Source organism: Nonomuraea sp. NPDC051941 (assembly GCF_044593615.1).
This window is the reverse complement of record NZ_JBIUCF010000021.1, coordinates 75,796-88,524: the sequence shown is the minus strand read 5'-3', so window position 1 is coordinate 88,524 and position 12,729 is coordinate 75,796. Positions and strand designations below refer to the sequence as shown.

10 protein-coding genes are annotated in these 12,729 nt (G+C 69.8%); 5 read left to right on the top strand and 5 right to left on the bottom strand.

Going from position 1 to position 12,729, the window contains the following annotated elements:
* Positions 1-92: 92 nt before the first annotated feature.
* The 3 genes from ACIHFD_RS32140 to ACIHFD_RS32130 all read right to left on the bottom strand — a co-directional run bounded on the left by ACIHFD_RS32140 (position 93) and on the right by ACIHFD_RS32130 (position 3,652).
* Positions 93-1,859 (bottom strand): ABC transporter substrate-binding protein, encoded by a 1,767-nt coding sequence (locus ACIHFD_RS32140; protein WP_397370065.1) that lies wholly within the window; start codon positions 1,857-1,859, stop codon positions 93-95.
* 57 nt (positions 1,860-1,916) lie between these two features.
* The gene (locus ACIHFD_RS32135) at positions 1,917-2,915 is read right to left on the bottom strand and encodes an ABC transporter permease (protein WP_397370064.1); all 999 of its coding nucleotides are present in this window, start codon (positions 2,913-2,915) and stop codon (positions 1,917-1,919) included.
* A gap of 266 nt (positions 2,916-3,181) precedes the next feature.
* Positions 3,182-3,652, bottom strand: coding sequence for a cellulose synthase (locus tag ACIHFD_RS32130; RefSeq protein ID WP_350735346.1), 471 nt, complete (start codon positions 3,650-3,652; stop codon positions 3,182-3,184).
* A 368-nt stretch (positions 3,653-4,020) separates the two neighbouring features.
* Here ACIHFD_RS32130 and ACIHFD_RS32125 point away from each other — a divergent pair, with 368 nt between their 5' ends.
* Positions 4,021-4,251, top strand: coding sequence for a hypothetical protein (locus ACIHFD_RS32125; protein WP_397370063.1), 231 nt, complete (start codon positions 4,021-4,023; stop codon positions 4,249-4,251).
* 114 nt (positions 4,252-4,365) lie between these two features.
* Here ACIHFD_RS32125 and ACIHFD_RS32120 read toward each other — a convergent pair whose 3' ends face one another.
* Complete coding sequence (locus ACIHFD_RS32120; protein WP_397370062.1) at positions 4,366-5,010, bottom strand: HAD family hydrolase; 645 nt, start codon at positions 5,008-5,010, stop codon at positions 4,366-4,368.
* 415 nt (positions 5,011-5,425) lie between these two features.
* Positions 5,426-8,890, bottom strand: a complete 3,465-nt coding sequence (gene metH / locus ACIHFD_RS32115; protein WP_397370060.1) for a methionine synthase — start codon at positions 8,888-8,890, stop codon at positions 5,426-5,428.
* A gap of 192 nt (positions 8,891-9,082) precedes the next feature.
* On the opposite strand from metH, the gene ACIHFD_RS32110 reads away from it, so the two are divergent.
* From ACIHFD_RS32110 to ACIHFD_RS32095, 4 genes are all read left to right on the top strand, one after another.
* Positions 9,083-9,538, top strand: a complete 456-nt coding sequence (locus ACIHFD_RS32110) for a universal stress protein (protein ID WP_355200827.1) — start codon at positions 9,083-9,085, stop codon at positions 9,536-9,538.
* Positions 9,539-10,404: 866 nt separating this feature from the next.
* Complete coding sequence (locus ACIHFD_RS32105; protein ID WP_350735337.1) at positions 10,405-11,259, top strand: PAC2 family protein; 855 nt, start codon at positions 10,405-10,407, stop codon at positions 11,257-11,259.
* Between the two features lie 230 nt (positions 11,260-11,489).
* Positions 11,490-11,981: a hypothetical protein gene (locus tag ACIHFD_RS32100; protein WP_397370059.1), complete on the top strand. Its 492-nt coding sequence runs from the start codon at positions 11,490-11,492 to the stop codon at positions 11,979-11,981.
* A gap of 108 nt (positions 11,982-12,089) precedes the next feature.
* Entirely contained in the window at positions 12,090-12,728 is a 639-nt protein-coding gene (locus tag ACIHFD_RS32095) for a TetR family transcriptional regulator (protein ID WP_397370058.1), read from the top strand.
* The last annotated feature ends 1 nt before the right edge of the window (position 12,729 follow it).

The following is a 12,729-nucleotide window of genomic DNA, read 5'->3' as shown; positions in this document are numbered from 1 at the left end:
GATCTCGGCCATGGCGGCCGGGCCTCGTGAGCCCGGCCGCCGGAGCCTTCACCTGCTTTCGGCGTACGTGTCCGGCGGGATCGCCTGACCGGTTACTGGGTGCCCAGCGTGAGGTACTCGTACATGCCCCAGTTCTGGCTGACGAAGGCGTTCTTCAGCGTCGGCGGCCGGTAGAACAGGCCGTGCGCCCAGACGTAGGGCAGGATGAACGCCGAGTCCATGACCTGCTTGTCGACCTGCGCCCAGATGGCGTTGCGCTTGGCGGCGTCGGTCTCCCCGGCGGCCTGGTCGATGAGCTCGTCGATCTTCGGGTCCTTGACGCCGAGGTTGGTGTTACCGGCGTCGCGGATCACGCGGCTGTCGACGATCTGCTGGAAGAAGCCGAAGCCCTCGGGGTAGTCGGCGCCCCAGCCGTAGACCATGAGGCCGAGGTTGTTCTTCTTGGCGAAGTCGGGCTTGCCGGCGTACAGCTTGAAGTAGTCGCCCTGCGGGTAGCCCTTGATCTCCAGCTTGATGCCGATGCGGCCGAGCGACTGCTGCAGCGACTCGGCGGTCAGCTTCTCGGCGGCGCGCTCGTTGCGGTAGGAGATGGTGGTGCTGAAGCCGTTGGGCTGGCCACAGGCCGTCAGCTCCTCCTTCGCCTTGGTGAGGTCGCCGGTCGGGTTGGCCTCGACACCGTACGGGTCGATCTTCTGGTAGCCGGTCATCTTCGACGGCATGAGGCTGAGCGCGACGTCGCCGCCGGCGTCGGGGCCGCCGTAGGCGCCCTGGATCGCGGAGCGGTCGGCAGCGTACATCACGGCCTTGCGGCAGTGGATGTTGTCGAACGGCTTGACGTCACCGTTGATGTTGGTGAACCAGGTCCGGTCGATCGCGGCCGAGTCGGCGTACTGCTTGACCTTCGGGTCGGTCAGGACCGTCTTACGGGCGTTGGCCGCCACGCCGGTGCTGTTGATCTTGACGTCGATCTTGCCGGACAGCAGGCGCTGGTCGAGGTCGTCCTCGTTCTGGCCGAGCAGCACCTCGACGGAGTCGTTGAGCTGCTTGCGGTTGGGGTCGGTGGCCGGGTCCCAGTTGGGGTTCTTCACGAGCTCGATGCGCTTGGTGAGCTCGTGCGACTTGAACATGTAGGGGCCGGTCGAGACCGGGTGCTCCTTGTACTTCGAGCCGGTGTCCTTGGCCGCGGGCACCGGGGCCGTCTGCGGGAGCATGGCGAAGTAGTCGAAGCCGCCGTAGGCCTTCTTCAGGTGGAAGACGACGGTGTAGTCATCAGGCGTCTCGACGGCCTTGAAGTCGTCGAGCTTGTCCTTCATCTTGTACGGGCCGGTGTAGCCCTGCAGGTCGAGCCAGTCGTTGAAGTAGGTCGGGCCGCTGGGCAGGATGTCCTTGTCCAGGGAGCGGGCCACGGCGTACTTGACGTCCTTGGCGGTGACGGGGCTGCCGTCCTCGAACTTGATGCCCTTGCGCAGCTTGTACGTCCACGTCTTGCCGCCGTCGCTGGGCTTGCCCAGGTCCTCGGCCAGGTCGCCGACGAGCTGCAGGCCCTCCTCGCCCGGCACCGGCTTGAACATGGTCAGCGCGCGCGTGTAGAAGCGGGAGAAGTTCCACGCGTAGCCGTAGTACTGGTCGCCGGGGTCGACGGAGTCGAAGTCGCCCGGCATGCCCATGTGCAGGGTGCCGCCGGTCTTCTCCGACGGGTTGACGACCTGCGTGACACCCGCGTTGTACTGGCTCGCGGGCTTCTCGTCACTGCCGGTGCCGCTGGTGCTCTTGGCACCGCCACCGCCGCCACACGCCGAGACGACCACGGCGAGAGCGGCGGTCAACGCCACTGCCGACGCCTTTGATCTTGTCTTCATCGACCTGACACACCCCTTGTATCTAGGAGTTGAGAACTTGCTGAAAACTCACGAGGGCTATCGGGCCTTGGGGTCGAAGGCGTCCCTGAGGCCGTCACCGAGCAGGTTGAACGCCAGCACGGTGATGAAGATCGCGAGACCGGGGAAGATCATGAAGTTGGGCGCCACCTGGTAGTTGTGGACGGCGTCCGACAGCATGCCTCCCCACGTGGGAGTCGGCGGCCGCACACCCACGCCGAGGAACGACAGCGCGGCCTCGAACAGGATGTTCGAGGGGATCAACAGCGTCGAGTAGACGAGGATCGGCGCCAGGAGGTTGGGCAGGATCTCCTTGAACAGGATGGTGTGGTTGCGCGCGCCCAGGCTCCTGGAGGCGTCGACGAACTCCCGTTCTCGGAGGGACAGCGTCTGACCTCGGATGATGCGTCCGATATAGGGCCAGTTGAAGAACCCGATGATGAACACCAGCAGGCTGATCCGCAGCGTGTCACCCGACAGGCCGAACGCCTTGTCGGGGATGACGCCGGCCAGCGCCAGCGCGAACACCAGCAGCGGGAAGGCCAGGAAGATGTCCATGAGGCGGCTGATGACGGTGTCGACCCAGCCGCCGAAGAAGCCGGCGATCATCCCGAGGACGGTGCCGAGCACCACGCACAGCAGGGTCGCGAAGAACGCGATCAGCAGCGAGATGCGGGCCCCGTACAGGACGCGGCTGAACAGGTCGCGGCCCGAGTCGGGCTCCACGCCGAACAGGAAGTCGCCGCTGATGCCGCCGAAGGCGCCCAGCGGCGCGCCGATGGAGGGGTCGAGCTTCTCCCGGTGCCACTCACCCGGCGGGTGCCCGAACCACGACACCAGCAGCGGGGCGAAGACGGCGACCAGGATGAGCAGCAGGATGACGATGCCTCCGGTCATCGCGATGCGGTCGCGCTTGAGGCGCATCCACGCGATCTGCCCCAGGGAACGTCCCCTGATGACCGAGGTCTCCGCTCCCTCAAGAACGGTCTCCGGCCCTGCTTCGATGGCCGATTCCGGAACATCGAGCGGTGCGGTCATGCCAGTAGCCCCCTGGATTCCAGACGACATCGTCCGTGTCGGCGCGGTCCCGGTCAGGGTAGTGCGCCCATGCGAGCGAGGTCCGCCGTGTCGCGGCCCCAGGAGGCAGAATCTATGGCCTGAGCTGGTGTGACTAGTCCCTCTGAGCTCTATGTGGCTCAACTGTGATTGACCAGAAACTCATTCGTATCGATCTTGAGGAGAATGTCTACGAGCCGTCCCGGTTACGTCTCGGAACTGTGACACAGCCGATTTCGTCCTTGTATTCAGCTGATGCCACGCTTTTTGAGCAGCGCCTCGATATCGGAGAAGTCGTCCTCTGCCTTGGCAGTTTGCTTGGGGGCGACGGCGGGCTGCTGAGGTTTGGGCACGGTTTTGTTCGCTGAGGGCTTAACCTCCGGGGCCTCTCCGGGGGTCTTCTTCCTGAAGCTCGCCAGTTTCCGGCCGCGCATGACGCCCGACGCGACGAACAGCACCGCCGACAGCCCCGCGACGGCGACGCCCGCCCACACCAAGGGGTTGAACACCAGCTGCGTCACGAAACCCACGACGGTGGCGCCGATGGTCCACAACGCCTGCAGCGCGCCCGTCAGATAGGCCGCCACCGGCAGCAGCGCCCACGCCGCCATCCGCATGCCCGAGGCCGCCCCCCTGCGCCTGAAGGCCAGGAAGCTGAACACCAGGCCCACCGCGCTCAGTCCGGCGCACAGCGGCAGCCAGGCGATCGAATTGAACATCACGCCGCCCCTCATATCGACTACGTCTCCATCCTGGCACGCGAAACGCCACCCGCCGCTCCTCCGCAAGAACCACTTGCCCCCTAGGGGTCCGGCTCCCCATCCCTGGGCCGGCGGTCGCGATCGTGTCCGCGGGCGGGTGGCGGCGGCTGCGGCCGGCGACGTGCCGGCGGGCGGGTGGCGGCGGCTGCGGCCGGCGATGTGCCGGCGGGACGGCCAGCCCGATCGATCCGGCAGCGGCGGCACTCGTGTGGGCCGCCGCGGCGTTGAAGGCAGACGGCGGCGAACGTGGCGCGAGTGCGCGGCGAGCCTGGCGTGGCGAGCGTGGCGAGCGTGGCACGGGTGCGTGGCGCGGGTGCGCGGCCAGCGTGGCGCGGGCGCACGGCAACAGCACGTTGCCCAGCGGCGTCGACCGTACGGGAGCGGCGCGGTGCACGAGTTCGCCCTGCGGCGCGCGTTCCAGGGAGGCGAGCGAATGCGACACCGACGGCTGGCTCATGCCGAGCAACGGCGGCCGCCGCCCCGAGTCCACGGGCAGTCAGCGCCCCGCCCCGGACGGCGGCACCATCGGCGAGGACGTCCAGCACGGTGCCGAGTAGAGGCACAGGGCGAACCAGCGGAGCCACCCAGCAAGCACGCGTGGAAGGGGTTACGCGGCCAGCATGCGGCCGACGCAGGGAGGCGGGGACGGATGGGGTGGGGCGGATGGGGGGTCAGGTTGAGATGAGAGCGCGGAGGTCGGCGACGGTGACCTGCTCCAGAGACGGCACCACCAGCCGGCCGGGAGCGGGGTTGATGGCCAGCAGGCTCGGGACGGCCACCACCGCGCAGCCCGCCGCCGTCGCGGCCGCCACGCCGTTGGGAGAGTCCTCCAGCACCACGCACCGCACCGGCTCCACCCCGAGCAGCCGCGCAGCCGTCAGGTACGGCTCAGGGTCAGGTTTGGTACGGGTGACGTCGTCCGCCGTGACCACGACGTCGAACCGGTCACGCCCCACCCACTTGAGGACCGCCTCAGCGATCTCCTTCAGCGACGAGGTGACCAGCCCCACGGGCACCCCCTCGTCCCGCAGCGCCATCAGCAGCTCCAAAGCGCCCGGCATGACGTGCACGCCCGCCGTCAGCCGCCGCACCATCCCGCCGGTCATCCACTCCCGCACCATCTCGGCGGGCACGTCGGCCCCCGAGACGGCCAGCATGTAGTCGACCGTTCGCTCCATGGATCCGCCCACCAGGTGGACCTGGTGCTCCGGCGTCCACTGGGCGCCGAGCCTGGCCATCACGTCGGTCTCGATCTCCAGCCAGACCCGCTCGCTGTCGACGAGCAGCCCGTCCATGTCGAAGAAGACCGCTTCCATGCATGCCCCCGATCGGTAGTGTTTTGCCCGCTATTGTCCCTGCCCCGCCCGGCATGCGCAGAGGCCGCCCCGGCACCGGCACCAGTGACTCGTGGGGCACTGCCGTCTGGAGAGCGGGCGCCGCTCATCCGTCCGTAGGTTGAACGGCGTACCGACGCGGTGCCGGGTGCACCCTCCCCCGCTGCCAGTGAGCGCCGGGGAATGCCGGAGCGGGAAGCCCCACGTCCGGCGACCGGTGAGCGGCCGTCCGCCCGGGGCTGGGAAGCCGCCCCCGCCCGCCGACCAGTGAGCGGTCGTCCGCCCCCGGGCCGGGGAGCCCCGCCATCCGCCCGCCGCCCGGTGAAGGACCGAACACCCGACCAAGGACCGGCCAGCCGGTCAAGGACCGGGCGGGCGGTCAAAGACCGGGTGGGGGTCAGACGTTGAAGTATTTGGCCTCGGGGTGGTGGGCGACCAGGGCCGAGGTGGCCTGCTCCGGGTGGAGCTGGAACTCCTCCGACAGCGACACCCCGATGCGCTCGGGGTCGAGCAGCTCGAACAGCTGCTTCTGGTCCTCCAGGTTGGGGCAGGCCGGGTAGCCGAAGGAGTAGCGGCAGCCCTGGATGTTGACCTTGAGCATGTCGTCGAGCGACTCCTCGCCGCCGATCGACCACTCCGAGCGCACCCTGGCGTGCCAGTATTCGGCCAGCGCCTCGGTGAGCTGCACCGACAGGCCGTGGAGCTCGAGGTAGTCGCGGTAGGCGTCCTTGGCGAACAGCTCGGCCGTGGCCTCGGCGATCTTGGCGCCCATGGTGGCGACCTGGAAGCCGACCACGTCGACCTCGCCGGAGTCCTTGGCGCGGAAGAAGTCGGACAGGCACAGGTGGCGGTCGCGGCGCTGGCGCGGGAACGTGAAGCGGGTGCGCTCCTTGCCGTCGTCGTCGAGGATGATCAGCGAGTCGCCGTCGGAGACGCACGGGAAGTGGCCGTAGACGACGGCCGCCTCCAGCAGCCCCTCGGTCTGGATGCGGTCGAGCCACATGCGCAGCCGCGGCCGCCCCTCGAGCTCGACCAGCTCGTCGTAGTCGGGCCCCGAGCCACCCCTGGTGGGCTTGAGTCCCCACTGGCCGAGGAACAGGGCGCGCTCGTCGAGGAAGGCGGCGTACTCGGTCAGGGAGATGCCCTTGACCACGCGGTCGCCGTAGAAGGGGACCGCGGGGACGGGGTTGTCGGCGGCCACGTCGGAGCGGGCGGGCAGCTCCTCGACGGGCGTGCGCTGCAGCACCGCGCCGGTCTTGACGCGCCGCTCGCGCAGCGGCGGCAGCGTCGCGCCCGCGACGCCGCGCTTGACGGCCATGAACGAGTCCATCAGCCGCAGCCCCTCGAACGCGTCGCGCGCGTAGCGCACCTCGCCCTCGAACAGCTCGGCCAGGTCCTGCTCGACGTAGGCGCGGGTCAGGGCGGCGCCGCCGAGCAGGACGGGGTATGTCTCGGACAGGCCCCTGGAGTTCATCTCCTCCAGGTTTTCCTTCATGATGACCGTCGACTTCACCAGCAGCCCCGACATGCCGATGACGTCGGCCTTCTGCTCGTCGGCGGCCTCGAGGATGGCCGAGACCGGCTGCTTGATGCCGAGGTTGACGACCTGGTAGCCGTTGTTGGACAGGATGATGTCGACGAGGTTCTTGCCGATGTCGTGCACGTCGCCCTTGACGGTGGCCAGCACGATGCGGCCCTTCGACTCACCCTCGAGCCGGTCCATGTGGGGCTCGAGGTAGGCGACGGCGGCCTTCATGACCTCGGCCGACTGCAGCACGAACGGCAGCTGCATCTGCCCGGAGCCGAACAGCTCGCCCACCGTCTTCATGCCGTCGAGCAGCACGTCGTTGATGATCTCGAGGGCGGGCCGCTGCTCCAGCGCGGTGTCGAGGTCGGCCTCCAGGCCCTTGCGCTCGCCGTCGATGATGCGGCGCTTGAGCCGCTCCCACAGCGGCAGCGCGGCCAGCTCCTCGGCCTTGCCGGCGCGCAGCGCGGCCGCGTCGACGCCCTCGAACAGCTCCATGAACCGCTGCAGCGGGTCGTAGCCCTCGCGGCGGCGGTCGTAGACCATGTCGAGCGCGACCTGGCGCTGCTCGTCGGGGATGCGGGCCATCGGCAGGATCTTGGAGGCGTGCACGATGGCGGAGTCGAGCCCGGCGTTGACGCACTCGTTGAGGAAGACCGAGTTGAGCACCATGCGGGCGGCCGGGTTGAGGCCGAAGCTGATGTTGGACAGGCCCAGCGTGGTCTGCACGCCCGGGTAGCGGCGCTTGAGCTCGCGGATGGCCTCGATGGTCTCCAGGCCGTCGCGCCTGGTCTCCTCCTGGCCGGTGGCGATGGGGAAGGTCAGGCAGTCGACGATGATGTCCTCGACCCGCATGCCCCAGTTGGTGGTCAGGTCCTCGACGAGGCGGCTGGCCACGCGGACCTTCCATTCGGCGGTGCGGGCCTGGCCCTCCTCGTCGATGGTGAGCGCGACGACGGCCGAGCCGTGCTCGCGTACGAGGCGCATGATCTTCTGGAAGCGGGAGTCGGGGCCGTCGCCGTCCTCGTAGTTGACGGAGTTGACCGCGGCGCGCCCGCCGAGCATCTCGAGACCGGCCTGCAGCACCGCGGGCTCGGTCGAGTCGAGCATGATCGGCAGCGTGGACGCGGTGGCGAACCGGAACGCCAGCTCCTTCATGTCGGCCACGCCGTCGCGGCCGACGTAGTCGACGCACAGGTCGAGCATGTGGGCGCCGTCGCGGGCCTGGTCGCGGGCCGTCTCGACGCAGTCGTCCCAGGCGCCCGCCAGCATGGCCTCGCGGAAGGCCTTGGAGCCGTTGGTGTTACAGCGCTCGCCGATGGCGAGGTAGGAGGTGTCCTGGCGGAACGGGACCGTCTGGTAGAGCGAGGACGCGCCCGGCTCGGGGTGCGGCCGGCGCGGCGCGACCTGCTTGCCGCGGACGCGCTCGACGACCTGGCGCAGGTGCTCGGGCGTGGTGCCGCAGCAGCCGCCGACCAGCGACAGGCCGTAGTCGCGGGTGAAGGTGCCGTGCGCGTCGGCCAGCTCCTGCGCGCTCAGCGGGTAGTACGCGCCGTCGGCCGTCAGCACCGGCAGGCCGGCGTTGGGCATGCAGGAGAGCTTGAGCCGCGAGTGGCGGGCGAGGTAGCGCAGGTGCTCGCTCATCTCGGCGGGGCCGGTCGCGCAGTTGAGGCCCACGACGTCGACGCCGAGCGGCTCGATCGCGGTCAGCGCGGCGCCGATCTCGGAGCCGAGCAGCATCGCGCCGTTGGTCTCGATGGTGACCTGGGCGATGATCGGGATGTCGCGGCCGGAGTCTTCGGCGGCCCGCTTGGCGCCGATGACGGCGGCCTTGACCTGGAGCAGGTCCTGGCAGGTCTCGATGATCAGCGCGTCGGCGCCGCCCGCGATCAGGCCCGCCGCGTTGTCGCGGTAGGCGTCGCGCAGGAGGGCGTACGGCAGGTGGCCGAGGGTCGGGAGCTTGGTGCCGGGGCCCATGGAGCCGAGCACGAAGCGCGGCTGGTCGGGCGTGGACCAGTGGTCGGCGGCCTCGCGGGCGATCCTGGCCCCCGCCTCGGAGTATTCGAAGACGCGGTCGGAGATGTCGTATTCGCCGAGGGCGGCGAGGTTGGCGCCGAAGGTGTTGGTCTCGACGCAGTCGACGCCGACGGCGAAGTAGGCGTCGTGGACGCCGCGCACGATGTCGGGCCTGGTGACGTTGAGCACCTCGTTGCAGCCCTCGTGACCGTGGAAGTCGTCGAGCGTCGGGTCCTGGGCCTGGAGCATCGTGCCCATCGCCCCGTCGGCCACGATGACGCGCTGGGACAACACTTCTCGGAAGGACGGGGAGATGCTCATGGGGTAGAGCTTATCGGGTGCGCCTGGAGCCCTACTCGCAAGCGGCCCGTACGCCTGTTCGCTTCGGGCGCGAAATCGGGGCCTCCAGGGGCGTGAGCGTTCCGGTCCGCGGGACCCGGGCGGCCCTGGGGTGGGTGCCGGGCGCTATCGTACCGACTGTCAATTGAACGCCGCGTCCAATTGGGGGTCTCCGTGACCTACCGCACCGTACTCGTCGGCACCGACGGCTCGGCCTCCTCCTTCCGCGCCGTCTCCGCGGCGGGGTCCCTGGCCGCGGCGACCGGCGCCACCCTGGTTCTGGCCTGCGCGTACCTGCCGATGCGGGAGAGCGAGCGCGCCGCGGCCGCCGACCGGCTGGGCGACCTCGCGTACAAGGTGGGCGGCTCCACCCCGGCCGACGACGCCCTGCGGGCGGCGCGCGGGCACGCCGTGGCGGCCGGCGCCTCCGACGTGGTCCTGGCCGCCGAGCAGGGGGACGCCGTGGACGTGCTCGTCTCGCTGGCCGCCCGGCACCGCGCCGACCTGCTGGTTGTGGGTAATCGCGGGCTCAACAGCCTGGCGGGGCGGCTGCTCGGCTCCGTGCCGTCCGCGGTCTCCCACCGCGCCGCCTGCGACGTCCTGATCGTCCGCACGACCGACGGCCGCTGATCCTTCGCCGCTTGTCTTACGCGCACGCGCGCGCGAGGGGCCGGCGGGCGCCCCCTGGCCTGGCGTAGGTCGCGGGGAGATCACGTATGCACCGCAGCGGGTAGATACGTGGCCACAGGGGGCATATCAGGCGCATAGAACGGCACATTGCGCACAAGGCACACCAGCCGCAGGGGACGCAAGCCCCGCAGCGGACGCGTCCGGCGCAGCGCCTGCCAGGGCACAGGAGGCACGGGTGCGCGGGAGGCGAAGGGCGGCGACGCAGGGGACGTGGGGCCGGCGAGGCGTGGCGGCGTGGAAGCCAGGAGGTCGCGGGTGGTGGAGAAGCGCCGGAGCGCGAGAGGCGGTCGAGTGCGGGAGCGCCGGTGGGGTGCGAGTACCGCAGGGACCCGGCGGGGCGCGAGGCGGGCAGGTGCGGGAGGGCCGGAGAGGCGCGGCGGTGTGAGCGGGTGCGGCTGTCGGACAAGGGCGGGAGTGCGAGCTGCGGGCGGGAGTGGGAGTACAGGAGAGGCGGTGCGAGTGGTCGGGGCGGGTGTGGGCGTGCGGGCGAGGGTGCGGATGGAGCGGTGGGAGGGGTGGGGAGCGGGAGAGCGAGTGGGTGTAGGAGGGCCGGAGGGGTTGCGGGTGGCGGAGGCGGGATAAGGGTGCAGGAGGTATGGGTGACGCGGGGCGGCGTAGGGGTTTCGGACGGGTCCGGTGGCGGGCTGGGATGGGTGGTGGGGAGGCGCGGTGAGGTGTTCGCCTGAGGGGACGGCGATGGCGCGTTCGCACGTGAGACGCGGGTTGCGCATTCGCGGGGAGATCGGTGACGCCGAGTACTCCCGACCGCATAGGCTTAGCGAGACGATGGAGAGAGGAGGCGACACGTGATAGAGCTCGAAAGGCTCCCCGAGCTCGTAGACCCGGTGCTCATTGCCGCGTTCGAGGGGTGGAACGACGCGGGCGAGGCCTCCAGCGGTGTGATCGCCCATCTCGAGTCCGCCTGGAAGGCCGAGCCGCTGATCGCGCTCGACCCGGACGACTACTACGACTTCCAGGTCACCCGGCCCGTCGTGGAGATGGGCGAGGGGCTGACGCGTTCGATCGTGTGGCCGACGACGCGCCTGCTGCGCGCCCGCCCGCCGGGTCTGGAGCGCGACGTCGTGCTGCTGCGCGGCATCGAGCCCAACATGCGCTGGCGCTCGTTCTGCGCCGACATCATCGAGATCTGCCGCGAGCTGGGCATCGAGCTGGCCGTCATGCTGGGCGCGCTGCTCAACGACTCGCCGCACACCCGGCCCGTGCCCATTCTCGGCGGCGCGACGGACGAGGCGCTGGCCCGTTCGACGAACCTGGAGCTCAGCCGCTACGAAGGCCCGACCGGCATCGTCGGGGTGCTGCAGCACGCTTTCGGCGAGGCGGGGCTCGACGCCATCTCGCTGTGGGCGTCGGTGCCGCACTACGTGGCCCAGCCGCCCAACCCGAAGGCGACGCTCGCGCTGCTGCGCCGCCTGGAGGACGTGCTGGAGATCCCCATGCCCCTGGGCGACCTCGACGAGGAGGCCCGCGCGTGGGAGCGTGGCGTCGACGAGCTGGCCTCGCAGGACAGCGAGGTGGCCGAGTACGTCAAGGAGCTGGAGGAGCGCAAGGACGCCGCCGAGTTGCCCGAGGCCAGCGGCGACGCGATCGCGGCGGAGTTCGAGCGCTACCTGCGCCGCCGCGACCGGGACACTGACAGCTAACCCTCAGGGATAAAAACCGCGAAATTTTCGGGATTTCGGGTAATAATCGGGGCCGTACAAGATTGCACCAAGTTGCGGCTCCAGACACAAAGCCCGATAAATCCAGAAAACACCCTCGGCTTCGCGCCGTGATGCCTACTCAACTGACCGCGCACGTTAGGCACGCCATGGCGACTTCCCATGTTGACCCGCACCAAAGAAGTCAGGACACCAGGCGCCGCATCCTCGAGATGGCCGTCTCCCTCCGGGAGGACCGCTCCGGGGGCTCCGTGGACCACTTCCTCGCGCTGCTGCAGGACCGCCTTCCGCTCTGGCTGAGCATTCTTCACAATCTCTCCTATCGCATCGGAAAAGGGTGCGTAGCGGACAACCTTCTCCCCATTGCCCGAGCGGGCATTAATTACTACATCGACGTACAAAGTGCGGCACTTCCCGTTTTCACCTCGCCGAACGTGACGGTCCGCTTCCGCGAGGCCGTCCGCGACACGGGGCTGGGGCCGCGCACCGAGGTCGCGCCGCTGGCCGCGTACCTGGCGGCCGAGCAGGACCTCGGCCGGATAGGGCCCGAGGTGGACCCGGAGGCCAGCGCGCGACTGCTGATCGCGGGCTGCTTCCACCGGGCCCACCTCGAGATGTTCGTCGGCGCCGACGCCGGCCCGACGCTGGAGGCCAGCGCTCGCGAGATCGTCCGCGAACTGCGCCTCGATCCCGTCCCCGCCTGACGGCGGCAACACCCCGGCCCCGCCCGCGGCGACCCCGCGGGCGGGGCCGGGGTGTTCGCGCGCGCAAAATCTTGCCAAGAGACTGAACACTCGTTTAGCATCCTGAACATGTGTTCAGCTCATGCGGACCTGACCGCGCAGGCGAAGATCCGCGACGCGGCCATCGCCCACTTCGCCCGCGACGGCTTCCAGAAGACGAACCTGCGGGCCGTCGCCGCCACCGCGGGCGTGAGCGCCGCCCTGGTCATCCACCACTTCGGCAGCAAGGAGAAGCTGCGGAGCGCCTGCGACGACCATGTGCTCGGCGTCCTGGTACGGCGGTCGCACGCGGCCGGGACGGCCGGCCTGCTGGGCGAGTTCTTGGCGAACCCGGCGGAGTACCAGCTCCAGGTGCGCTACATGGTCCGGGCGATCGAGGAGGACACCCCCGCCGCGGGCAGGTTCGTCGACGCGTTGATGGACGAGTCGGAGTCGATCCTGCGGGCCGGGATCGCCGAGGGTTCGGTGCGGCCGTCCTCGGACGTGCGGGCGCTGGCCGTGCTCACCGTGCTGATCAGCCTGGCCACGCTGACCATGGCGCCGCCCCTGACCCGCGCGCTCGGGTACGACGGCTTCGGCCCCGAGGTCCTGCGGCGGATGACTCTGCCCACGCTGGAGCTTTTCACCCACGGCCTGTACGCGGACGACGCGCCGCTGAAGGCGGCCACGGCCGCCTGGGAGGCCTCTCAAGAGAACAGGGACGAATGAC